Origin of the sequence: Rhizobium sp. L1K21, from assembly GCF_024055895.1 — a bacterium.
GTDB lineage: Bacteria > Pseudomonadota > Alphaproteobacteria > Rhizobiales > Rhizobiaceae > Ensifer_A.
The window spans coordinates 377,087-401,328 of record NZ_JAMXLE010000001.1; the positions used below are offsets into that span (position 1 = coordinate 377,087).

General features: G+C 57.7%; 19 protein-coding genes and 1 tRNA gene. 14 read left to right on the forward strand and 6 right to left on the reverse strand.

The features are described from left to right. Positions 1-338: 338 nt before the first annotated feature. Complete coding sequence (locus NHF56_RS01725; protein ID WP_252800999.1) at positions 339-788, forward strand: DUF2383 domain-containing protein; 450 nt, start codon at positions 339-341, stop codon at positions 786-788. A 308-nt stretch (positions 789-1,096) separates the two neighbouring features. Here the strand turns inward: NHF56_RS01725 and NHF56_RS01730 are convergent. Then, positions 1,097-1,173 (reverse strand) — tRNA-Arg (locus NHF56_RS01730). A 222-nt stretch (positions 1,174-1,395) separates the two neighbouring features. On the opposite strand from NHF56_RS01730, the gene NHF56_RS01735 reads away from it, so the two are divergent. Continuing rightward, positions 1,396-3,057, forward strand: a complete 1,662-nt coding sequence (locus NHF56_RS01735) for a hypothetical protein (protein ID WP_252801001.1) — start codon at positions 1,396-1,398, stop codon at positions 3,055-3,057. 110 nt (positions 3,058-3,167) lie between these two features. Here the strand turns inward: NHF56_RS01735 and lysS are convergent, their stop codons facing one another. The 3 genes from lysS to NHF56_RS01750 all read right to left on the reverse strand — a co-directional run bounded on the left by lysS (position 3,168) and on the right by NHF56_RS01750 (position 7,111). Continuing rightward, the gene (gene lysS, locus NHF56_RS01740; RefSeq protein WP_373456236.1) at positions 3,168-4,664 is read right to left on the reverse strand and encodes a lysine--tRNA ligase; all 1,497 of its coding nucleotides are present in this window, start codon (positions 4,662-4,664) and stop codon (positions 3,168-3,170) included. 163 nt (positions 4,665-4,827) lie between these two features. Then, positions 4,828-6,300, reverse strand: coding sequence for a glutamate--tRNA ligase (gltX, locus tag NHF56_RS01745; protein WP_252801006.1), 1,473 nt, complete (start codon positions 6,298-6,300; stop codon positions 4,828-4,830). A gap of 157 nt (positions 6,301-6,457) precedes the next feature. Further along, positions 6,458-7,111 (reverse strand): TetR/AcrR family transcriptional regulator, encoded by a 654-nt coding sequence (locus tag NHF56_RS01750; protein ID WP_252801008.1) that lies wholly within the window; start codon positions 7,109-7,111, stop codon positions 6,458-6,460. A 126-nt stretch (positions 7,112-7,237) separates the two neighbouring features. Here NHF56_RS01750 and NHF56_RS01755 point away from each other — a divergent pair, with 126 nt between their 5' ends. The 6 genes from NHF56_RS01755 to xylA all read left to right on the forward strand — a co-directional run bounded on the left by NHF56_RS01755 (position 7,238) and on the right by xylA (position 14,622). Then, positions 7,238-8,446: an HlyD family secretion protein gene (locus NHF56_RS01755; protein WP_252801010.1), complete on the forward strand. Its 1,209-nt coding sequence runs from the start codon at positions 7,238-7,240 to the stop codon at positions 8,444-8,446. 116 nt (positions 8,447-8,562) lie between these two features. Continuing rightward, entirely contained in the window at positions 8,563-10,137 is a 1,575-nt protein-coding gene (locus NHF56_RS01760) for a DHA2 family efflux MFS transporter permease subunit (protein ID WP_252801012.1), read from the forward strand. Positions 10,138-10,191: 54 nt separating this feature from the next. Next, positions 10,192-10,749 (forward strand): GNAT family N-acetyltransferase, encoded by a 558-nt coding sequence (locus NHF56_RS01765; RefSeq protein WP_252801013.1) that lies wholly within the window; start codon positions 10,192-10,194, stop codon positions 10,747-10,749. 46 nt (positions 10,750-10,795) lie between these two features. Beyond that, complete coding sequence (locus NHF56_RS01770; protein ID WP_252801016.1) at positions 10,796-11,830, forward strand: LacI family DNA-binding transcriptional regulator; 1,035 nt, start codon at positions 10,796-10,798, stop codon at positions 11,828-11,830. After that, positions 11,830-13,290 (forward strand): xylulokinase, encoded by a 1,461-nt coding sequence (xylB, locus tag NHF56_RS01775; protein ID WP_252804797.1) that lies wholly within the window; start codon positions 11,830-11,832, stop codon positions 13,288-13,290. Before NHF56_RS01770 ends, xylB begins: the two co-directional genes overlap by 1 nt. A gap of 21 nt (positions 13,291-13,311) precedes the next feature. Next, positions 13,312-14,622 carry a xylose isomerase gene (xylA, locus tag NHF56_RS01780; RefSeq protein ID WP_252801018.1) on the forward strand — a complete coding sequence of 437 codons (1,311 nt, stop codon included), beginning with the start codon at positions 13,312-13,314 and terminating at the stop codon, positions 14,620-14,622. A gap of 58 nt (positions 14,623-14,680) precedes the next feature. Here xylA and NHF56_RS01785 read toward each other — a convergent pair whose 3' ends face one another. Then, entirely contained in the window at positions 14,681-15,703 is a 1,023-nt protein-coding gene (locus NHF56_RS01785) for a substrate-binding domain-containing protein (RefSeq protein ID WP_252801020.1), read from the reverse strand. Positions 15,704-15,870: 167 nt separating this feature from the next. Between NHF56_RS01785 and NHF56_RS01790 the strand changes: the two genes are divergently transcribed. The 4 genes from NHF56_RS01790 to NHF56_RS01805 all read left to right on the forward strand — a co-directional run bounded on the left by NHF56_RS01790 (position 15,871) and on the right by NHF56_RS01805 (position 20,605). Next, the gene (locus tag NHF56_RS01790) at positions 15,871-17,394 is read left to right on the forward strand and encodes a sugar ABC transporter ATP-binding protein (protein ID WP_252801023.1); all 1,524 of its coding nucleotides are present in this window, start codon (positions 15,871-15,873) and stop codon (positions 17,392-17,394) included. Between the two features lie 76 nt (positions 17,395-17,470). Then, entirely contained in the window at positions 17,471-18,466 is a 996-nt protein-coding gene (locus NHF56_RS01795; RefSeq protein ID WP_252804799.1) for an ABC transporter permease, read from the forward strand. 64 nt (positions 18,467-18,530) lie between these two features. Beyond that, positions 18,531-19,475 carry a substrate-binding domain-containing protein gene (locus NHF56_RS01800; protein ID WP_252801026.1) on the forward strand — a complete coding sequence of 315 codons (945 nt, stop codon included), beginning with the start codon at positions 18,531-18,533 and terminating at the stop codon, positions 19,473-19,475. A gap of 77 nt (positions 19,476-19,552) precedes the next feature. Next, on the forward strand, positions 19,553-20,605 hold the full coding sequence (locus NHF56_RS01805; RefSeq protein WP_252801027.1) for a sugar phosphate isomerase/epimerase: 1,053 nt from the start codon (positions 19,553-19,555) through the stop codon (positions 20,603-20,605). A 99-nt stretch (positions 20,606-20,704) separates the two neighbouring features. On the opposite strand, the gene NHF56_RS01810 is transcribed toward NHF56_RS01805, so the two are convergent. Beyond that, positions 20,705-21,343, reverse strand: coding sequence for a CatB-related O-acetyltransferase (locus NHF56_RS01810; protein ID WP_252801029.1), 639 nt, complete (start codon positions 21,341-21,343; stop codon positions 20,705-20,707). 176 nt (positions 21,344-21,519) lie between these two features. On the opposite strand from NHF56_RS01810, the gene NHF56_RS01815 reads away from it, so the two are divergent. Together NHF56_RS01815 and NHF56_RS01820 are read left to right on the forward strand one after the other, a co-directional pair. After that, a complete protein-coding gene (locus NHF56_RS01815; RefSeq protein ID WP_252801031.1) occupies positions 21,520-22,692 on the forward strand; it encodes a Gfo/Idh/MocA family protein in 1,173 nt (390 codons plus the stop codon). A 162-nt stretch (positions 22,693-22,854) separates the two neighbouring features. After that, positions 22,855-24,234, forward strand: a complete 1,380-nt coding sequence (locus tag NHF56_RS01820) for a GH1 family beta-glucosidase (protein ID WP_252801034.1) — start codon at positions 22,855-22,857, stop codon at positions 24,232-24,234. Positions 24,235-24,242 lie beyond the last annotated feature (8 nt).

Genomic DNA, 24,242 nt, shown 5'->3' on the forward strand with positions numbered 1-24,242 from the left:
TAAGATATGCGACAAATTGCATAGCTTCAGTCCCGCGATCGGCGTGTTCCCCCTGTAACACCCGGTATCTGCATCGGAATTGATATACATCAATCATGCTTACCAAAAGCTGACAAACCCGTCATTCACGGCCGCGCGCCAATGGTTAATTCTGGGGATGGGAAGCGGCAATCTCAGCGCATGATCGCGGCTCGAACAGGGCCAATATCTGCCGCCTTGGGCGACGATACGGTGCAAGACTACAGCCACCGGCAGTGCTCTTTGTCGCGCAGGTGATGTCGGAACCTTCTGCGTGACCTGTTGTTAAGCGCCACCGATTACAAAAAGGAGAAGCACTTATGGTCACTATGGTTGGCAAAGAAGACAAGATCGCAGAACTGGTCGAAAATCTGCTCTATCTCGAGCATGACGCAATCGCCGCATATGGCTCTTGCATCGAGCGGCTTGAGAACAAGTCGTTCAGCGCAAAGATTTCGGAGTTCAAGCAGGACCATTTGCAGCATGTTGAAGTTTTGACTGAAATGGCGGGTGAACTCGGCATCGAGGCACCCAAGGAAGGCGATATGAAGGAGATGCTGACGACAGGGAAGGTCGCGATGGCCGACCTCATGGGTGATGCCTCAATCCTGAAGGCGATGAAAACGAACGAAGATGACACCGTGATCGCCTACGAACGGGCAGCGCGCCATGAGGATGCAGTCCCGCAATCGAAAGCATTCTTCGAAAAGGCCCATCAGGATGAGCTGCGCCATCGCGCATGGATGGAGAGCACTGCAGAGGATTTGTGATCAGAGACGTGAGCACGCAGATGCTCGCAGAGGGGTCGCGCCCTTGAATTACCCGTCGTGCGCGCCGCGATCTCCGCCTATCGGTTATCGCGGGCCACGGGGGTGGCTGCGATGGCGGACTGCGTGCCGTAGAATTCTTCGGACGAAGTCATTCCGTAAGATCGAAGCTCGTTTTTCTCGCTCACTGATTCCGGATTTTTCCGGCACTTTCCGCTCCAAAGCCGGCACTTCTGTTCTCTTTCGTTCCGTTGTTTTCAATGTACGCCACGGAGAACCTAGAATAAACGCGAATGATTTCAACGTCATGATGGTGATCCCGACGCGATTCGAACGCGTGACCCTCAGATTAGGAATCTGATGCTCTATCCTGCTGAGCTACGGGACCACTGAGCGGAAGTCATACAAAAGAGTGGATGCTTCGCCAAGTTTTTTATTGGTGGCGACTGTCTGCTTTTTTGGCGCGTCCATGTGATAATGGGCGGAGGCGATTGCTGCCCAATAGGTTAATCCTTCATCAATCTGGATTTGCGAGAATAGTGCTTGGCGGTCGAAAAAGAATTTGGCCGCAAGTGTTTAGTTCTTGGGGTCCGCGTATCGCGTAATGGGTATGAAGATCAAAATCCGGGTTTCACGGAAGGTCGTAATTATCCTGTCGGCAGCAACGGTGCTGTTCGGCGCGAGCGGTGCTGCCGCGCTTTACCTCGGGCGCGATGCCATTCTTGGTCCTTCAAAGGAAAGCATCTACGGGCTTGAATGCCAGGATGTGGTGCGCATTGCCGATGTGCGCGGGCGCGATATTCCCTGGCTGCGCAAATATATCCGGGTGTCCGGCGGGGATGCTGAAACACGGCTGAAGACGGCGCTGCGCGTTGCCAAGCATATGGAGGAGACGCTGCCTGCCGAGCTGATCCATGTTGCGGTTCTGGCTGAGGATGGTCCGACGGTGCGTGCGCAGATGCGCGGTCGCGCTTTCGGGGCGGAGGTTTTCATCTTTCCCGACCCGACGAAAATTCCCGGCGAGACGGAAGAGTATCAGGGCTATTATTACGAAGGCTCGGCTGCCGATGATGGCATTTTCTATGGCAACAAACATGCTTTGAGTGCACATGCGCTGGAAGACCTGACGTCTGCCATGACCGATCATGAATATATGACCGACTGCAAACCGCCGGAAGATGCTGCCGCTGTTGCCGGCGAGACGACCGGTCATGGTGGCAGTGGTGAGGCGGAAGCCTCAAGTGGTCATGGCGCGGCTGAACCGGCGGCTGAGGGCGGGCATGGCGCTGCAGCCGGTGAGGGCCACGGCGAGGAAAGCGATGGCCATGCGGCGGCTGAAGAGCCGGGCATGTTCGGCAAGATGTTGAGCTTTGTCGGGCTTGGTTCCTCAGAGCCGAGCGAAGAAGGTCACGCCGCCGCGCCGGAAGGTGGCGCAGCCGGCGAGCACGGGGGCGCGGCAGAAAAAGCGCATGGTGGCGCCGACGGCGAGACGTCGGACAATGGCGGTCATGGTGCGGCCGCTGAAGGGCACGAAGGTGCATCGGAATCCGCGACAGCGGCAAGCGAGCATGGTGGAGAGCCGGAAAGTGCGCTGTCGTTCTTCGACAAGATGAAAAATATGGTTGGCCTGGGATCGGAAGATACTGAACAGCCGCCTCATGCAGAGGCGGAGCCGCATGCAGGTGCAGGCGCGCCGGAGGCAGGTGCACACAGTGCGGGTGACGCCGAGGATGTGGGCCATCAGGTGGAGCCTGGCGGGCCGGAAGCGCATTCGCAAAATGATGGTGCAGCGTCAGGTCATGGTGGCGTTGACGCACCGGCCCCGGATCAGAAAACGCATGCCGCAGATCAAGAAGAGCATGGTGCGGTCTCTGATGGCGTCGGCGAAGGGCATGGCGCTCAGATGGAAGAGGCAAAGCCTGCCGAGAGTGCTGCGCATGCCGATGAAGGGAGCGCCGTTGAACATGCGGCCGTGGCGGAAGACGACAGCAACCCGAATGCGCATGCGGCTGAGAACCATACGGAAGTGGAAGACGGTGCGCTGGACAACGCTTGGGAGGGTAGCCCGGATGGTCAAGTCGTCGTCACGGACGGCCCGAGCGATGCGTTAATGCTGGGCTGGGAAGATGATACGCTTGATGCGCCCGCTGAAAGCGACCCGGCTGCGGCTGAGAAACCACCGCATGGCCTGGTGAAAAGCGTCGTTGAGCAGGAGATTGATCCGGCCCCGGTTTCGGCGGTGAAAGGCAATGCGGACGCTGCCTTTCACTGAGAACCGAAGCGCTTCAGTGAAAGCCAAGTCACCTCAAATGCGCTATCTCTTTGTTTTTACCACATTATCCGAGGCCGAAGCGAACACGCATCGGCTGGAAATGCTGTCGATCAATCCGCCTTCTGGCGGCGTGCCGGGAAGAGGATGATGTCGCGGATCGAGGGTGAGTCCGTCAACAGCATGATGAGGCGATCGACCCCTATGCCAAGACCGCCTGCAGGCGGCATGCCCTGATCGATTGCATCCAGAAACTCTTCATCAAGCTGCTTTTCGTGTTCGCCGCGGGCATGGGCCTGCTCGAGCTGTTCCACCATGCGGCGGCGCTGCTCTTCCGGATCATTGAGCTCAGAGAAGGCGTTGCCGATTTCCCAGGCGTTGCAATAGGTCTCGAAACGTTCCACCAGACGCGGCTCGCCCGGCACTTCCTTGGCGAAGGGCGAAATGTCCTTCGGGAAATGGGTGACGTGTGATGGCTGGATCAGCGTCCCTTCCACCTTTTCCTCAAAGATAAAGGCCAGGCATTCGCCCCAGGTCCAGTCATCCTCGATCTCGAACCCGGCAGCCTTGGCAGCCGCGCGGGCTTCTTCATCGGTCTTCATGGCGAGGAAATCGATGCCGGTCACGTCCTTCACCGCATCCGGCATGGGTACGCGCTTGAAGGGGCCCTTGAAGGAAATTTCGGTGTCGCCGAACTTGAATTCCGTTGAACCATGGATGCTCATGGAAAGGTGGGCGAAGAGGCGCTCTACGAGACCCATGATGTCTTCATAGTCGGCATAGGCCCAGTAACATTCCATCATGGTGAATTCAGGATTGTGCCGGGTGGACACGCCTTCATTGCGGAAGTTGCGGTTGATTTCGAACACCTTGTCGGTGAGCCCCGAAACCAGGGTGCGCTTCAGGAACAGTTCCGGCGCGATGCGCAGATACATGTCCAGCTTCAGCGTGTTGTGGTGGGTCTTGAAAGGCTCAGCCGTTGCGCCGCCATAGACGGAATGCAACATCGGCGTTTCGACTTCCATGAAGTTTTCGTCTTCCATGAAACGGCGAATACCGGAGATGATTTTTGAACGCTGGCGGAAGCGGAGCTTGGAATCTTCGTTGGTCAGGATGTCGAGATGGCGCTTGCGATAGCGGGTCTCGACGTCGGAAACGCCATGCCATTTTTCCGGCATCGGTAGAAGTGCCTTGGTGAGCATGGTGATTTCATGCGCATTCACCGTCAGCTCGCCGCGCTTGGTGCGGCGCACTTCGCCGGTCACGCCGATAATGTCGCCGAGATCGATCATCGGCAGCAGCGCGCGGGCCTCTTCCGGGGTGGTATCCTTGTGGGAGAAAACCTGCACCTTGCCGGAAGCATCGCGCACATCCATGAACATGCCGGAATTGCGGGATGAATAGACACGACCGGCAATGGTGACGATATCGCCGGTTTCGGTGTCGGGTTCGATACCGGCATATTTCTCGGCCAGTTCCGCGTTGGTGATCGTGCGGTGGAAATGGGCCGGATAAACCTCGCCGATCTGCTCGCGCAGCATTTTCAGTTTCTGCGCGCGAACCTCTGTCACGTCAGAGGAAAGGCCGGTTTCTGCTGTTTTCTCGTTCATCATCTTATCCGTTGTTTGGTTCTTCTCCCCTTGGGGAGAAGGTGCCCGAAGGGCGGATGAGGGGTTCTCAAGGTCTCGCGGGGAACCCCTCATCGCCTCGTTTTACTCGGCACTTCTCCCCCAGGGGAGAAGGCGGGAGCTTGCCGCTCCCTCGCCACATAGATCAACCGTTGTTCTTCTTATCTTCTTCCAGGCCGAGCTTCACCGCGGTGATCGCCTGTTTGAGACGCTGGCGAACGACCGAGCGGCCGAGGATTGCCATGGAATCGAAAAGCGGCAGCGAGCGGGAAGAACCGGACACAGCGATAAAGAGCGGAGCAACAACGTCGCGCAGCTTCTTTTCCATGCGTTCGGAGATTGCGCGCAGTTCTTCCTCAATGCTTGCCGTGTTCCATTCGAAGATCTTTTCTAGATCGTCGTGGGAGGTTTGCAGCACGGCCAGAACATCTTCGAGCGATGTCTTCTTGATCCGGCGGAAATTGTCGGCAGTCAGGCCGAGGTCACCCTTGAGCAGGAAGCCTGCGAGATCGGGGAGATCTGACAGACGCTCGATACGGGATTGGGCCAGTTTCATGCCTTCCATGAAGCGGTCGTTTTCCTGTGCCCAATTGAGAACGCGGGCGACGAACTCGCCTTCGGAAATGCCTTCGCGCAACCAGCGCCCGTTCAGCCAGTCAAGCTTCTGGATGTCGAAAATGGCGCCCGCCTTGTTGAGACTTTCAGGATCGAATTTTTCCTTCAGCTGTTCCATCGACATCATTTCCTCGCCCTCGGCGATCTGGATGAAGAAGAGGCCGAGGAAGTTCATCAGCGCTTCCGGCAGATAGCCGAGCGCGGAATAATAGGAAATGGAGGTCGGGTTGCGGCGTTTGGACAGTTTGGACTTGTCCGCATTGCGCATCAGCGACAGATGCATGAATTTCGGTGGCTCGAGGCCGAGATATTGGTAGAGCAGAATGTGCTTTGGCACCGAGGCCAGCCACTCTTCGCCGCGGGCCACATGGGTGATCTTCATCAGGTGGTCGTCGACCACATTGGCCATGTGGTAGGTCGGCATGCCATCAGCTTTCAGCAGAACCTGCATGTCGACGCTTTCCCACGGAATGGAAACATCGCCATAGACGCCGTCATGGAATTCGCATGCCCCTTCTGCGGGGATTTTCATGCGCACGACAGAGGGCTCGCCCGCATCCATGCGGGCCTTGACCTCTTCGGCTTTCAGGTTGAGGCACTTGCCGTCATATTTCGGCTGTTTGCCGGAGGCGCGCTGGCCGGCGCGCATTTCTTCCAGGCGCTCAGGTGTGCAGAAGCAACGGAAGCCATGACCGGCCGCAACGATCTTTTCGACATATTCGCCGTAGATATGCTTGCGGTCCGACTGGCGATAGGGACCATAGGGGCCGCCGACGTCCGGGCCTTCAGCCCATTCAAGGCCGCACCATTTCAGCGCGTCCAGCACCTTCTGCTCAAACTCCGGCGTGGAGCGCGTTGCATCGGTGTCTTCAATTCTGAGAATGAAGGTGCCGTTATGCTTCTTGGCAAAGAGGTAGTTGAACAGCGCGATATAGGCGGTGCCGACATGAGGCTCGCCGGTCGGCGATGGCGCGATACGGACGCGAACACCAGTTTCAGACATCAAAATCCCATCCGGATAAATATGAGAAGCCGCCGATCAGGCCAGTCTTTATCAGAGGATCGTGCAGCTTGGTTTCGTCAATACGATTTCGTGCCGCCTTAGGCCATATCTCAGGCTTTGCGTCAAGAAGCAGGGCGTTTTGCGGGCGGTTTTTGGTTTATTTGCCGTAGCGGGCCATGAACATTTCGATGGCTGATTTTACCACGCCCTCGATGATCGGGCGGGGCGGCGATTTGCGCATTTCACCGAACAGAGCCGGCTTGAAAAGACCCGAAACGCAGAGATCGGAAAATTGCCGTGCGGCGAGCATGGTATCGTCGATTTGCAAAAGGCCTGCGGCCACCTGCCGGTCCAGATAGGCTTTCAGGATTTGCGGGCCGCTGCCCAGGCCTTCACGCAGAAAACAGTGTGCGGTATCAGGCATTGTGTCGACCACGCCAAGCGCCATGCGCATACCGCGCACGTTGGAGGGTGATGAGAGGTGCGCGGCGATCAAAGTCCCGAAATTGAAGAGCGTTTCCCTGATTGGAAAAGCGTCGTCCAGCACGGTTCTGACATTTTCCGAAATGCGTCTGCGCTCGCGCTCCACCAATGCCCCGAACAGGTCGTGCTTGCTTTCGAAATAGACGTAGATCGTTCCTTTGGAAACGCCGGCGGCACGCGTGATGTCGTTTATGCTGGCGCCGTCAAAGCCTTTTTCCATGAAAACCCGCTTGGCCCCGTCCAGAATCTGGTCGCGTTTGGCCGGGTTTTCGCCCGCCGCCTTGCGGCGGTTTGAACAGTTTTCCAAAGTTTCCTGGTCGTTCATCATTGTTCATCGCATCTTAACTAAATCGAACCGTTTGGTTCGATTGCTATTGCTATGCGGGAAAATATGCACTATGTCAAGAAAATGACCGAACCGTTCAGTTCGATATGAAGATTTCAGGTATTTATTATGTCCAGTGCAGCACAAAAGCAAAATTCCAATAAAGTTCAGCTTCTTGAGGGGGCGGGCGAGGTTCGTGCTGATACGCAGGCCAGAGATAACGTGGCCGAAGTGACCGAAGTTGCAAGCCGTTCTCAAACCACTAATCCCAAGCGTGGCGGCAGACGCAAGTTCATTTTTCTGGCTCTGGCTGCAGTGGTCATTGGCGCCGGCGGTTATGAAGGATATCAGTGGTGGACGAATGGCCGCTTCATGGTCTCGACCGACGACGCCTATATCGGCGGAGATATTGCCTATGTCTCTCCGAAGGTGACCGGCTATGTCGAAAAGGTCAATGTGACCGCAAACCAGAAGGTCAAGGCTGGCGATACGCTGGTGACGCTGGATCAGGGCGATTATCAGATTGCTCTGGAGCAGGCCGAAGCCCAACTGGCCACGCAGGAATTTGCCGTCAAGACCATCGACGCGCAGGAAAAGGTTGCCGAGGCGTCTCTGGCGCAGGCCAAGGCGCAGAAGCAGTCGGCGACGGCTGCCCTGCATAGCGCCCAGTTGACGCTTGACCGAACCAACAAGCTGCAGGACCAGAATTTTGCCAGCACCTCGGCGCTCGACAGCGCCAATACCGCGTTCGAGCAGGCGCAGGCGCAGATCTCCAGCGCCGATGCTGCAATTCAGTCGGCCACGGCCAACATTTCAGCCATTCACGCTCAACGTGCTCAGGCGGAAAGCACCCTGAAGTCGCTGCATCTGGCGCGCGACAAGGCTGCCCGCGATCTCGAATTTACAGTTTTGAAAGCTCCTTTTGACGGCGTCGTTGGTAACTTCGCTGTTCAAGAAGGCAATCTGGTGTCTCCTGGCTTGCGCCTTATGGCAGTCGTTCCGACCTCCGACCTCTATATAGACGCAAACTTCAAGGAGACCCAGATTGCCGAACTTCATGCCGGCGAGACGGTCCATATTTCGGTTGATGCGCTGCCTGATCAGGAGTTTGAAGGTACGGTGGAGTCCATTTCCCCGGCCTCCGGCTCTGTCTTCTCGTTGCTGCCGGCTGAAAATGCCACTGGCAACTTCACCAAGATCACCCAGCGCCTGCCGGTGCGTATTGCGCTTCCGGCTGATGTTCTGGCCACGGGCCGCCTGAAGGCCGGTCTTTCCGTGGTGGTGGATGTCGACACCCGCACGGGCAACGATGTCAGCAAGGTTGCCGTGGCGAACTGAAGCCCGCTTCCGGCCTGCCAGGGGCGGGCCGGTGCGCTGCAAACCTATTTTAAAGTCTAATCGTATCGATCCCCGTATCACGCCGATCGAATTTTGCTCTGAAGGCGGACCAGAAAATGGCTGACACAGCATTGGCACAGGGCGTTGCGGACGAGCCTATTCCGCTGCGCAGGATCATCGCCTTTTTCGGCATGGTCTTTGGCATGTTCATGGCCATCATCGATATCCAGATCGTGTCGGCGTCGCTTTCAGAAATCAGCGCCGGGCTGGGTGCGAGCACGGATGAAGCGGCATGGGTTCAAACATCCTACCTGATTGCCGAAGTGATCATGATTCCGCTGTCGGCAAGTGCCGCGCGCATTCTTTCCACGCGCGTGTTCTTTACGATTTCGGCTGCCGGTTTCACCATGGCATCCGTGCTGGCGGCAACGGCGACGAATATCGACGAGATGATCATCTATCGCGCGCTGCAGGGCTTTATCGGCGGCGGGCTCATTCCGTCGGTCTTTGCCGCCGCCTTCACCATTTTCCCGCCCTCCAAGCGTCATATCGTTTCACCCGCGATCGGCCTGGTCGCAACGCTCGCACCGACGATCGGCCCGACTGTCGGCGGGTATCTGTCACACGCATTTTCATGGCATTGGCTGTTCCTGGTCAATGTCATCCCGGGCATTCTTGTGACGCTTGTTTCCTGGAATTTCATCGACTTCGACAAACCGGAGCCGGAACTGGCGAAGAATTTCGACTGGTGGGGCCTCTTCAGTATGGCGATTTTCCTCGGCTCACTCGAATATGTTCTGGAGGAGGGAAATGGGAAGGGCTGGTTTTCTGACGACAAGATTGTGATCGGGACGATTTTTGTCGTCTGCGGTGCGGTGGTTTTCTTTTACCGCTCCTTTACGGCCAAATTTCCCATTGCCGATCTTACCGCCTTCAAGGACCGCAACTTTGCCTTCGGGTCGTTATTCTCCTTCGTGATGGGTATCGGACTTTACGGCCTGACCTATATTTATCCCGTCTATCTGTCGGCGATCCGCGGTTACGATTCGCTCATGATCGGCGAGGCGATGATGATTTCCGGTATTGCGATGTTCATTTCAGCGCCGCTTTCCGGCGTCATGTCGCGGTTCATGGACCCGCGTTTCATGATGATGATCGGGTTTGCCGGATTTGCCACCGGCACATGGTGGATGACGCATATGACGGCCGATTGGGATTATTACGAGCTGATCATTCCGCAGGTCCTGCGTGGCATGTCGATGATGATAGCCATGGTGCCGATCAACAACGTTGCGCTCGGCACCCTGCCGCCGGATCGTATCAAGGGCGCATCGAGCCTTTATAACCTCACCCGTAACCTCGGCGGTGCAGTGGGGCTGGCCATCATCAATACGCTGTTGACCCGGCAAACGACGGCGCATTACCAGCAATTGGCCGAGCATGTGCAATGGGCCAACCCGGAGGCTCTGGACTTTTATCAGAGCCTCAGCAACAAGTTCAGCGCGCTTGGCCTTGACGGTGCGACCTTGGCGATCAGCCAGCTCTCTGGTCTGGTGCGTCAGCAGGCCTATGTGATGTCCTTCATCGATGTTTTCCTGCTGCTGACTGTGCTTTTTGCTGCGCTCGTGGTAGCAGCGCTTGCGCTGCGCAAGCCAAAACCGCAGGCTGCGGGAGCCGGCGGCGGGCATTGATCGACCGGACTGAAGTCTTATGATCGGGAAAATTTTCAAATGCGATGATTCCCGATGCCTCAACCTATTCTGGAAACCGAACGTTTGATCCTCCGTCTGCCGCAAGCAGACGACCTTGACGGCTGGTCGAGGCTGATGGCCGATGAGGCGGCTTCCCTCTTCATCGGCGGACCGATGGACCGCACCGGCGCCTGGGCCAATCTTTGCCTGATGCGCGGTGCCTGGGATATTGAAGGCTTCAGCAATTTCTCGGTCATCGAAAAGGCCACGGGCCGCTGGATCGGCAGGGCAGGGCCATGGTCTCCGCCGGGTTGGCCGGGACGAGAGATAGGCTGGGCCTTTCTGCGCGAGGTCTGGGGGCGCGGATTTGCCAAGGAAGCAGCGCAAGCGAGCATGGCCTGGGCCTGGCAAAGCTTGGGATGGCGCGAGGCCGTTCACATTATTCATCCCGATAATTTGCGCTCCATCGCTTTGGCAAAGGCAATCGGCTCCGAATTCAAAATGTCACTGGAAGCGGGTAGGCTGGGAAGCAAGACACCTCTGCAGGTCTTCGGACAGACCTTGCACGGGGCGGTGATGGAAGACCGAAATTGCGTTTCCGTCAGATTTTGATTTACGTACCTCAAATTTTCCTTTAGGGGTGGCTCCCGGAGGAACCATGCGACCCACCGTTCATGATATCGCCGCCAATGCAGGTGTTGGCCTTGCGACCGTCGACCGGGTTTTGAACAATCGGCCGGGCGTGAGTGAAAAGACGCGCGCCAAGGTGGAGGAGGCCATCGCCCGCATCGGCTATGTGCGCGATGTGGCGGCGGCCAACCTGGCCAAGGGACGCCTTTACGATTTCGATTTTCTGGTGCCGGACAACGACAACTCCTTCATGAAGTTGCTGCGGGCTGCGGTGGCGGATGCTGCATCGGCCTTCGCGCGGGAGCGGGTGCGCATTCGCCTGCATGAGGTTCCCGCCTTTGATGCCAAGGCTCTGATTGCGGCTATGGAAAATACCGCCGCGACGGGTAGCGCGGGTGTCGCTATCGTGGGGGTGGATTCGAGCGATGTTGCCGCGGCGATTGACGCGTTGAACGGAGATGGCGTGCCGGTGGTGACGCTTGTTTCGGATGTGCAGAATGCAGCGCGTATCCAGTTTTGCGGGATCAACAATTTTGCCGCCGGTCGCACGGCGGCCAGCCTGCTGGGGCGCTTTGTGACCCCAGATGTCGGCAAAGTGGGCGTGCTGATGGGTTCCATGCTTGCAAACGACCACCGCCGCCGTCTTGATGGCTTTCGTGCCGTCATCGGCGAGACGTTTCCACAGATTGAAATTCTGCCCGTTGTCGAGGGACAGGACGATGCGGAGCAATCCGAAGCGGCGGTTTCTTTGCTCTTGAACGCGCAACCCGGTCTTGCCGGTGTCTACAGCATAGGCGGTGGAAATCGCGGGCTGGTGCGGGCGCTAGAAAAGGCGGGTGTTGCGGGTCGCCTGCCTGTGGTTGCGCATGAACTGACCCAATCGACCCGGGCGGCATTGCGGGACGGCACAATCAGCGCCGTTCTTCATCAAGACCCCGGCCACGAAGTGCGAAGTGCAATCCGCGTCTTGAAAGCGCATGTCGACGGCACTGAAACCGTCGAGGGGCAGGACCGCATTCGCATTGAAATCTATCTCAAGGATAATCTTCCAGAGGATGCATGATGTATTTAGGACTTGATCTAGGCACCTCCGGTGTCAAAGCCATGCTGATCGATGGCAATCAACATGTGATTGCCACGGGCAACGCATCGCTTGATGTTTCGCGGCCCAAATCCGGCTGGTCGGAGCAAGCGCCTGCCGATTGGGTCCGGGCCACGAAAGAGGCGGTTGGGGCGATCAAGGCGCGCTTTGCAAAAGAGCTTGCTGGCGTCAAAGGCATTGGCCTTTCCGGCCATATGCATGGTGCGACACTTCTCGATGCTGCAGGTGAGGTTCTGCGGCCCTGCATCATGTGGAATGATACGCGCTCGCATGCGGAAGCCGCGGCGCTGGATGCTGATCCGCGCTTCAGGGCGATCACCGGCAACATCGTGTTTCCCGGCTTCACCGCGCCGAAACTTGCCTGGGTGAAGAACAACGAACCGGAGATTTTTGCCAAGGTCGCCAAGGTTCTGCTGCCAAAGGACTATCTGCGTTTCTGGCTGACGGGCGAATATCTCTCCGAAATGTCGGATTCTGCCGGAACGGCTTGGCTCGATACCGGCGCGCGCAAATGGTCTTCGGACCTTTTGGCCGCCACCGATCTTGATCAGGGCCAGATGCCTGGGCTTGTCGAGGGGACCGAACAGGCGGGCATCCTGAAGGCGGAACTGGCTGGCGAATGGGGCATGGGGCAGGGCGTTGTTATCGCTGGTGGTGCGGGTGACAATGCGGCCTCCGCTGTTGGCATGGGAACGGTGGCGGAAGGGGCGGCCTTTGCATCACTCGGCACATCGGGCGTGCTGTTTGCTGCCAATGCCAGCTATCTGCCGAACCCGGAAAGCGCGGTTCATGCGTTTTGCCATGCCTTGCCAGCCACCTGGCACCAGATGGGCGTGATCCTTTCGGCCACCGATGCCATGAACTGGCATTCCAACGTGACCGGCAAAAGTGCACAGCAGCTGACTGCCGAGGTGGGTGACAGCCTGAAGACACCAACGAGCGTTACGTTTCTGCCCTATCTCTCCGGCGAGCGCACGCCGCACAATGATGCGTCCATTCGCGGCCTGTTTGCGGGTCTTGGGCATGAGTCAAACCGGGCTGTGCTGACGCAGGCGGTGATGGAAGGTGTTTCCTTTGCCTTTCGCGACAGTCTTGCAGCGCTGAAAGCGGCGGGGACTACGGTTTCGCGCGTGACCGCTATCGGTGGAGGTTCGCGCTCGCTTTACTGGCTGAAATCGCTGGCAACGGCCCTGAATGTGCCGGTCGATCTTCCCGCCGATGGTGATTTCGGTGCGGCCTTCGGGGCTGCCCGGCTGGGGCTGATTGCAGCGGAGGGGGCTGATCCCCTTTCTGTGTGCACACCACCGTCAACCGACAAGACGATCGAGCCCGACATGGCTTTGACTGCGGCTTACGACGAGGCTTACCGGCGTTACCGCGCGCTTTACCCCGCCGTGCGCGACGCCTTGAAATCAAACTGATAACAACTGTGAGGACACCCTATGAGCACCGGATTTTTCGGCGATATTTCCAACATCAAATATGAAGGGCCGGAGAGCACCAATCCGCTGGCCTACAGCCACTATGACCCCGACGAAATGGTGATGGGCAAGCGGATGGAAGATCACCTGCGCTTTGCCGTTGCCTATTGGCATACATTCGTCTGGCCGGGCACCGACCCGTTCGGCGGCAACACGTTCGAGCGCCCCTGGTTTGGCGACAGCATGCAGGCCGCCAAGAGCAAGGCCGATGTGGCCTTTGAATTCTTCGATCTGCTGGGCGTTCCCTATTATTGCTTCCACGATGCGGATGTGCGCCCGGAAGGCAAGAATTTTGCTGAGAGCAAGCGCAACCTGGAAGAAATCGTCGATTATTTTGCCGAGAAGCAGGCGGCCTCGAAGGTCAAGCTTCTGTGGGGTACAGCGAACATGTTCTCAAACCGCCGCTTCATGTCCGGTGCTGCCACCAATCCGGACCCGGACGTTTTTGCCTATGCCGCTGCAACCGTGAAAAGCTGCATGGATGCAACGCTGAAGCTCGGCGGCGAGAACTATGTTCTCTGGGGTGGTCGCGAGGGCTATGAAACGCTGCTCAATACTGATCTTGGCCGCGAGATGGACCAGATGGGCCGCTTCCTCAACATGGTGGTCGAGTACAAGCACAAGATCGGTTTCAAGGGTACTGTGCTGATCGAGCCGAAGCCGCAGGAGCCTTCCAAGCATCAGTATGATTACGATGTCGCCACCGTCTATGGCTTCCTGCAGAAATACGGTCTGGAGAAGGACGTGAAGGTGAATATCGAGCAGGGTCATGCGATCCTGGCCGGACATTCCTTCGAGCATGAGCTGGCGCTTGCCCGCACGCTCGGCATTCTCGGTTCCATCGACATGAACCGCAACGACTATCAGTCCGGTTGGGACACAGACCAGTTCCCCAACAATGTGCCGGAAGTGGCGCTGGCCTATTATCAGATCCTGCTCGATGGCGGGTTCAAGACCGGCGGCACCAATTTCGATGCCAAGCTGCGTCGTCAGTCGCTCGATCCGCAGGATCTCCTGATGGCCCATATCGGCGGTATGGATGTTTGCGCACGCGGGCTGAAGGCTGCTGCCGCCATGCTGGAGGACAAAGCGCTGCTGGCACCACTCGAAACCCGCTATGCAGGCTGGGACGAACCCGAAGCCAAGAAGATGCTGGAAGGCGGTTATACGCTGGAGGAGATCGAAGCCCGTGTCCTCAAGGAAGATATCAACCCCGAGCCGCGCTCCGGCAAGCAGGAGCTTCTGGAAAATATCGTCAACCGTTACGTTTGACGGTGGCAATCAATGCGTGGGCCGTGAAAGCGGCCTACGCTCCCCTGGGGCAGACGCCTCAGCGCAATGTCTTGGGCGGTCCGACCGAATTGCGCACCACGAGATCGGGCACCAGCAATATTTCGCTTTCGGGCGGCTCTCCGTCCGCAAGCAGGTCGAACAGCAGCGCCATGGCGCGCTTGCCGATAGCCGTTCGCGGCTGGCGTATGGTCGTCAGGGGCGGCGACATGAAGCCCGCCAGCGGAACATCGTCAAAACCAGTGACCGAATAATCGCGCGGAATGTTGTAGCCGCGCGCGTTCAGCCCGAGCAAAACGCCGATCGCCGTCTGGTCGTTGACGCACATGAAGGCGGTTGGAACCCGGTCTTCCATAAAGAGCTGTTCGAGTGCAAGACGCCCGCTTTCCACGGTGCCGTCGCCGGGCATCACAATGCGATTTTCAGAGCGTATGCCAGCCGCATTCATACCCGCTTCGAAGCCTTCCCGTCGGCGGCTATAGGCAAGGCGGGTGCGGGAATCGCCGATGAAGGCGATCTTTTCGTGGCCTTCCGCCAGCAGAAGGTCCACCACTTTTCGAGCGCCTGCGATATCATCGACACCCACATAGGGAATGCCGCCATTGTGAACCGGCTCGAACACCCCGACGCTCGGCGGCAGGCGTGCCGTCATGGTCTGATGACCGAAGGGCAACACGCCGGTGAAGAGGATCAGCCCCGCCGCCTGATTGGAATTCAGGAATTTCAAATATTCCAGACCGCGCTGCGCATCATTTTGCGTGTGGCCGATCAGAATGCCGTAGCCGCGTGCACGCGCCTCATTTTCAAGGCCGACAAGGATGTTGGAGAAATTCGGGTCGCCGATATCGGGCGCGACCACGAGGATCATGTTCGACCGGCCCAGCCGCAGGCTGCGCGCCATGGCGTTGGTCGTATAGCCGGTAATCGCAATCGCCTGATTGACTTTCAGCCGTGTGGAACTGGCGACCTTTTCCGGCGTGTGGATGGCCCGAGAGACTGTCGCAATGGAAACCTCGGCAATGCGTGCGACATCTTCAATGGTTGCGGGCGTAGGATTCGACACGTTTCTTGGGCCTCAGGTCTCATGCTCGCAGGACGTTACACAGTCTTTCGTGCAGGTCAAATGTCGAGCGCGTGAAATCCTTGAATAACCGACTATGTAAACCTTTACATCGCTCATGTAAAGGTTTACATAGCTCAATAAGCGGCGGTGACCGCAGGGAGGAAATGATGGAATTCGACGACGCCGGGACGGCTCCGGTGGTTCTTGCTGCCAATCGGGTGAGCAAGTTCTTCAATGGCGTGCAGGTTCTTTTCAGCGTGAACTTCGATTTGCGGGCGGGCGAAATTCATGCGCTTGTCGGCGAAAACGGTGCGGGCAAGTCGACCTTCGTCAAGATCATGTCCGGCTTTGAACAGCCAAGCTCCGGTGAAATTCTTCTGGATGGCAAGCCTGTGAAACTGCCACCCAATGGTGCAGCCGAAGCGCTCGGCATTGTCATCATCCATCAGGAATTCAATCTCGCCGAACATCTCACCGTCACCGAAAGCCTTTTCCTCGGTCGCGAGCTGACACGGTTCGGCGTTCTGGACCGCAGGACAATGCGGTCTGAGACGCGGCGGGTGCTCGATTCGCTCGGCGCCAGAATCGACGAAAACGCGCCGATCAGTTCACTGTCTGTGGCTGACCGTCAGATGGTCGAAATTGCCAAGGCGATTTCCAAGGATGCCCGCGTTATCTTCATGGACGAGCCGACGGCGGTGCTTTCGACCGAGGAAACGGCTGTTCTCTTCGAGCAGGTGCGCCGGTTGCGCGACAAGGGAACGAGCTTTGTTTTCGTGTCGCACAAGCTGAACGAAGTGCTGGAACTGACCGACCGCGTGACTGTCTTGAGAGACGGGCAGTGGGTGAAAACCGCACCGACCTCCATGCTGGACGGCGAGTCCATTGCCCAGCTCATGGTTGGCCGTGAACTGTCCAGCCTCTATCCGGCAAAAACGGAGCCGGATGTGGACGAAGAGGTCGTTCTGTCTGCAGCAGGCATTACCACCGGCTTTGTGCGCGATGCGAGCTTTGAGGTGCGGCGCGGCGAGATTATCGGGTTTTCGGGGCTTGTGGGTTCAGGGCGAACCGAGCTGATGGAGGCCGTTGCGGGCTTGCGGCCACGGCTTTCCGGCGAGGTTCGCATTCACGGCACGCAGATGCCCGCAGGCGATGTGCAGGCGACCAATGCGGCAGGACTTGCCTATATGACCAAAGATCGCAAGTCCAAGGGTCTGCTTTTGAACTCCAAAATGATGACGAACCTGACCTTGCAGTCGCTCGACCAGCATGGCCGTTATGGCTATCTCAGTGTGGCCAGCGAAGAGCGTGCTCTGGAGCGGGCACGCAAGCGGTTCGATATTCGTGTGCGTGATCGCCGCGTGGTGGCGGGTCGCATGTCGGGCGGAAACCAGCAGAAGCTGCTGCTGGCCAAGGTGATGGAAACCGAACCGCAGATCATCATCATCGATGAGCCGACGCGCGGCATCGATGTCGGCACCAAGCAGCAGATTTATCATTTCATTTCGGCACTTGCCCGCGGCGGCAAGTCCATCATCGTGGTCTCGTCGGAGCTTCCCGAAGTGATCGGTCTCTGCTCGCGCGTTGGCGTGATGCGCGAGGGCCGCATCGTGGGCTGGCTCGAGGGCGAAGAGATCAACGAACAGGAAATCATGCGTTATTCGGCGGGCCTGAAACAGATGGCGAGCTGACCGGCCACGCGTTCCTTGAAGAAACGCGGGCTGGAGATCAATAGGGGGATTGGCCTTGGACATGGGTTCAGAAAAAATGGAACAGGAGACGACAGCGTCCCGCTCGTTCTGGAGCGACATCGATATGCGCGCGGTTGCGCCGTTCATTGCGCTTCTTTTGCTTTTGATTGTCGGAGCGCTCGCAAATCCGAACTTCATCAGCATCACCAACCTTTCGAACGTGGCGACACGCAGCGCTTTCATTGCGATCATCGCGGTGGGCGCGACCTTTGTCATCTCATCGGGTGATCTCGATCTTTCGGTGGGCTCCATGCTCGCCTTTGTTGCAAGTCTCATGATCCTGTTCATGAATTCCGGGGTGATTGCCGATCCGCTTTTGATGCTTCTGGCAGCGGTTCTGTTTGCGACGGTGGCGGGCACGCTTTGCGGATTGTTCAACGGGCTTATTACGACTGTCGGCAAGATTGAGCCGTTCATTGCAACGCTCGGCACGATGGGAATTTATCGCGGCCTGACGATCTGGCTGGCCGAAGGTGGCGCCATTACGCTGCGGTCTCCGGATATCCAGGAGATTTACGGGCCGGTCTATTTCGGCAGCATTCTCGGCGTGCCGGTTCCAATCGTCTGCATCCTGGCCGTTACGCTGGTTGCCGCCTTTGTTCTCTATCGCACGCGCTATGGTCGGCATGTGGTGGCGGTTGGCTCGAACCGCGATGTGGCGCGCTATTCGGGCATTAACGTCGACAAGGTGCGCACCATTGCCTTCATGGCGCAGGGCCTGTGTGTGGCGATTGCGGTGCTGCTTTACGTGCCGCGTCTCGGTTCCACATCGGCCACGACCGGTATTCTCTGGGAGCTGCAGGCGATTACCGCCGTGGTTGTTGGTGGCACGGCGCTGAAAGGCGGTGCTGGCCGGGTGTGGGGTACGATCTGCGGCGCGTTCATCCTCGAGCTCGTCGGCAATATCATGCTGCTTTCCAACTTCATCAGCGAATATCTGATCGCCACCATTCAGGGGTCGATCATCATCATTGCGATGCTCGTACAGCGGACGCTGACGCGCAAATCGTGAGCGAATGCCGGGTAAAAGGGGCCCCGGTTACTGGAGGAAGCCTCTTAAATTCAGGGAGTGAACTATGATCAAGAAACTCTTGACGACGGCCGTGGTTGCTGTCGGTGTCGCGGGCGGCGCTTATGCCCAGGAGGCCAAGACCATCGGCGTCTCCATTCCGGCTGCCGACCATGGCTGGACTGCCGGTGTCGTCTATCACGCCGAGCGCGTGGCAGGCCTCATCAAGGCTGAATATCCGGACGCCAATGTGATTGTGAAAACTTCACCGGATCCGGCAAGCCAGGCCAATGCCATTCAGGATCTGGCCGTGCAGGGGCTCGATGCGCTGGTGATTTTGCCGACCGATCCGGATCCGCTGGTCAACGCCATCAAGCAGGTGAAGGACAAGGGAACGTTCGTGACCATCGTTGACCGCGCGCCGAGCGTGAACGACGATTCCGTGCGCGATCTCTATGTGGCCGGCAACAATCCGGCGCTTGGCGAAGTGGCAGGCGAATATATCAAGGCCAATACGCCCGATGCCAAGGTTGTCGTGATCCGCGGTCTGCCGATCCCGATCGACCAGCAGCGCCAGGACGGTTTTGACAAGGGTATTGAAGGCTCCAACATCGAAGTGCTGGACCGCCAGTATGGCAACTGGAACCGCGACGACGCTTTCAAGGTCATGCAGGACTTCCTGACGAAGTATAACCAGATCGATGTTGTCTGGTGCCAGGATGACGACATGGCTGTTGGAGTGCTGCAGGCGATTGAACAATCTGGCCGCACGGATATCAAATATGTCATCGGCGGTGCCGGTTCGAAGGACATGATCAAGCGCGTCATGGACGGCGACAAGATGATCCCGGTTGATGTTCTTTATCCACCGGCAATGGTTGGCACGGCCATGCAGCTGACGGCTGCTGCACTCTACTCGCAGGTTCCGGTTGCTGGCACCTATACGCTCGATGCGACGCTGGTCACGCCTGAGAACGCGGAAAACTACTACTTCCCCGATTCTCCGTTCTGATCCGATTCAGGTTCTTGAAAAAACAGTCTGCCCGCCTGCCGGGCAGACTTTCAAAAACAAATTTTGGAGGAAACACGATGCGGACCATTAAAGGGCCGGGCATTTTTCTGGCACAGTTTGCAGGCGATGATGCGCCATTCAATTCGTGGGATTCGATCACCAAATGGGCAGCCGACTGCGGTTATGCAGGCGTGCAGATACCCACCTGGGACGGTCGCCTGTTCGATCTGGAAAAGGCCGCATCCTCGAAAGATTATTGCGATGAGATCGCCGGCGTGGCCAAGGCCAACGGTGTTGTCATTACTGAGCTTTCCACCCATTTGCAGGGGCAGCTGGTGGCTGTGCATCCGGCCTATGACGAACCGTTTGACGGCTTTGCCGCCGAACAGGTGCGCGGCAACCCGAAGGCGCGTCAGGAATGGGCGGTCGATCAGGTCAAAAAGGCGCTGACGGCATCGAAGAACCTCGGTCTCACGGAAATGGCGAGCTTTTCCGGTGCGCTTTGCTGGCCGTTCCTCTATCCGTGGCCGCAGCGCCCGCAGGGTCTTGCCGAAACGGCGTTCGACGAGTTGGCGCGTCGCTGGACGCCCATTCTCAATCACGCGGATTCCTGCGGTGTGGACGTCTGCTACGAAATCCATCCGGGCGAAGACCTGCATGACGGGGTGACATTCGAGATGTTCCTTGAGCGGGTGAAAAACCATCCGCGCGCCAACATGCTCTATGATCCCTCGCACTATGTGCTGCAGTGCCTCGATTATATCGATCACATCGATATCTATCACGAGCGCATCAAGATGTTCCACGTCAAGGACGCCGAGTTCAACCCGACGGGTCGGCAGGGCGTTTACGGTGGGTTCCAGTCCTGGGTTGACCGGGCCGGACGGTTCCGCTCGCTGGGCGACGGGCAGGTGGATTTCGGCGCGATTTTCTCAAAACTGACAGCTTACGACTTTGACGGCTGGGCTGTTGTGGAATGGGAATGCTGCCTGAAGCACCCTGAAGATGGCGCGCGCGAAGGCTCACAATTCGTGAAGGACCACATTATCCGGGTCACGGAAAAAGCCTTTGACGACTTTGCAGGCGGCGGTGCGGACGAAGCCGCAAACCGCCGCATGCTGGGCATCTAGAACGTTTCGGGTGAAAACTGTATCACCCGAAACGTTCTATCTATTTGTTGTTGCCGCATTGTCCGACGCCAAAGCGAACACGCTTTGGCTGGAAATGCTCTAAGCCAGTTGCTCCAACTCGGAAAGATCGGCGCGTTCGAGGATTTCGAAATGCTGTTCGATCTCTTCCGCGGGCCAGTTCCACCAGGCGATTTCAAGGAGCCGGCTGACGATATTGGGTTCGAAGCGCATGCGAATGACGCCCGCGGGGTTGCCACCGGCAATGGCATAGGGGGCAATGTCGCGGGTGACGACCGACCCGGCGGCAATGATGGCGCCATCGCCGATGGTGACGCCCGGCATGACGGTCACATTGTGGCCGAGCCAGACGTCGTTGCCGATGATGGTGTCCTTGAAGGGCAGGTCAGGATAGCCGCCGGTTTCGGCCAGGTTGAAACTGCGGAACGGATAGGTGGAAAATCCCGCCATCGGATGATTGGCGGAACTGGTGATGAAGAAGCTGCCGCGGGCGATCTGGACGAATTTGCCGATTTTGATCGTGTCGCGACTGAATGGGTAAAGATAGGGCGCAAGGATGGAGGCCGTTTCCTCCACCTTTCCCGAATGGGTGAAATAGCTGAAGGCACCGATTTCCATGCAGGGATGGTCAATGGCGTTTTTCAGCTGGACGGTTTCGGTGAAGACGCTGCCATCCGGCAGCATGATGGGATGAACGGCATCGGGGTTGAGCAAATGCATGGTCAGACCTCTCGGAATCGGGTGAACGATACAAACACGCGACTGGCGCGGCGTTTCCGGAATGGCCCCTTCAAGGGCTGGTCTTACCTGTTCATTGGCAGGGTCTCCTTGCTGCAGAGGAAGAATAACAGGCGGGCTGGAGAATGAAAGCCCAAAACACAAGCGGAGGTATGGATATGGCTATCGAGGGTAAGACAGAAAAACGCGAGCGGCGCATCAGGCTTGGCATGGTCGGCGGTGGTTCCGGCGCGTTTATCGGCGCGGTACACCGCATTGCCGCGCGTCTTGACGATGAATATGAACTGGTGGCCGGTGCCTTGTCTTCAACGCCTGAAAAGGCGCGCCAATCCGGTGCGGAACTCGGTCTTGATCCATCGCGCGTCTATGATGATTTCAAGTCGATGGCGATCCGTGAGGCCCGGTTGAAAGACGGGATCGATGCGGTGGCCATCGTGACGCCGAACCACATGCACTATCCTGCAGCGGTGGAATTCTTGAAGCGCGGCATTCACGTGATCTGCGACAAGCCGCTGACCTCAACGCTTGCCGATGCCAAGAAGCTGGTGGCCGCAGCTGAAAAATCCGATGCGCTTTTTATTCTGACCCACAATTATTCCGGTTATCCGATGGTGCGTCAGGCGCGCGAGATGGTGGCGCGCGGCGATCTGGGCGACATTCGACTGGTGCAGATGGAGTATCCGCAGGATTGGCTTGCCGAACCTGTTGAGCAGAGCGGTGAAAACAAGCAGGCCGCCTGGCGCACCGATCCCACCAAAAGCGGGGTGGGCGGTTCCACAGGCGATATTGGAACGCATGCCTATCATCTCGGGTGCTTTATCTCCGGGCTGGAACTCGATGAGCTCGCCGCCGATATCGACTCCTTCGTTGACGGCCGTCAGGTGGACGACAATGCGCATGTGATGATGCGGTTTAAAGGGGGTGCCAAGGGCATGCTTTGGTGCAGCCAGGTGGCGGTTGGAAACGAGAATGGCCTTAAGGTTCGCGTTTATGGCACCAAGGGCGGGCTGGAATGGGTTCAGGCCGATCCGAACTATCTCTGGTTCACCCCGCTTGGTGGCTGCAAGCAGCTGATCACGCGCGCCGGTGCCGGTGCAATTGATGCAGCAGCGCGCGTGAGCCGCATTCCCGGCGGTCATCCGGAGGGCTATCTTGAGGGCTTTGCGACAATTTACACCGAGGCGGCGCGGGCCATCCGTGCGCGGCAATCCGGCACGGCGCTCGACTCGGCTGTTCTCTATCCAACCGTTCATGACGGGCTGAAGGGTGTTGAATTTGTCAGTGCCTGCGTCAACTCGTCCAAGCGCAATGGTGCATGGGTCAAAGTCTGACCGTGTTGAAATCCAAATTGTGACACGCAATGGTGCTCAGAAAGAAGAATCGGAGACTCTCTCGCATGTTATGTGAGAGATTGTCATAAAACCCTTGCGTGTTTCGGTCAGGACATCTTTATTCCCGGTCGAGGCGGTTAGAGTACCAGAAAGAGATCTAAGATGATGGATGCGAAAGAACTGGCCGGGCGTTTTCCCGGCGACTTCCTGTTTGGCGTGGCAACGGCCTCGTTTCAAATCGAGGGCGCGACAAAGGAAGACGGACGCAAGGCCTCGATCTGGGATGCATTCTGCAACATGCCCGGCCGGGTTTATCAGCGCCATAACGGCGATATTGCCTGCGACCACTATCACCGGTGGGAAGAGGATCTCGATCTCATCAAGGAATTCGGTGTCGGGGCCTATCGTTTTTCCATTGCCTGGCCACGGATCATTCCCGACGGTACGGGGCCGATCAACGAAAAGGGTCTCGACTTTTATGATCGGCTGCTCGATGGGCTGAAGGCGCGCGGCATCAAGGCCTATGCGACGCTCTATCATTGGGACCTTCCGCTGACCCTGATGGGTGATGGTGGATGGACCGGGCGTTCCACGGCTTACGCCTATCAGCGTTACGTCGAAACGGTTGTGCGTCGTCTGGGCGACCGTATGGATGCGGTTGCGACCTTCAATGAGCCCTGGTGTTCGGTCATCCTGTCCCATCTTTACGGTGTCCATGCACCCGGCGAACAGAGCATGGAAGCGACGCTGCATGCAGCCCATTACACCAATCTAGCCCATGGTCTCGGTGTTCAGGCGATCCGCGCGATTGATCCGAAATTGCCGGTCGGGATTGTTTTCAACGCGCAGTCGATCATTCCTTCAACCGGCAGTGCAGAGGATGTTGCTGCAGCCAAACGCGCCAACGATTTCCACAATGGAATGTTCTTCGGTCCGGTCTTCAAGGGCGCATACCCTGAAGAGCTGGTGGAGAAGCTTGGCCACATGATGCCGAAGATCGAAGACGGCGACATGGCGATCATCTCAGAAAAGCTCGACTGGTGGGGGCTGAATTATTACACAACCGCACGCGTGGCTGCCGATCCTGATCCAGAGGCCGTATATCCGGCCACCATCCAGGGTCCGCATCTGCATCCGGAAAAGACCGATATCGGCTGGGAAATCGATCCGTCCGGCTTCATGCATGTCGTTCGCGAACTTTACGGGGCTTACGATCTGCCGGAATTCTACATCACGGAAAACGGTGCGTGCTACAATATGGGGCCGGGACCGGACGGTGAAATCGACGATCAGCCGCGGCTTGATTATTACGCCGCGCATCTCTCCGTCTGCGCCGATATGATCGCGGAGGGCCTTCCGCTTCGCGGTTATTTCGCATGGTCGCTGATGGACAATTTCGAATGGGCGGAGGGCTACCGCATGCGGTTTGGTCTGACCTATGTCGATTATGAAACGCAAAAGCGCACGGTCAAGAAAAGCGGGCATTGGTACAAGGCGCTGGCGGAAGAGTTTCCGAAGGGCAACCACGCGTCAAAGGCTTGATCGGCCCT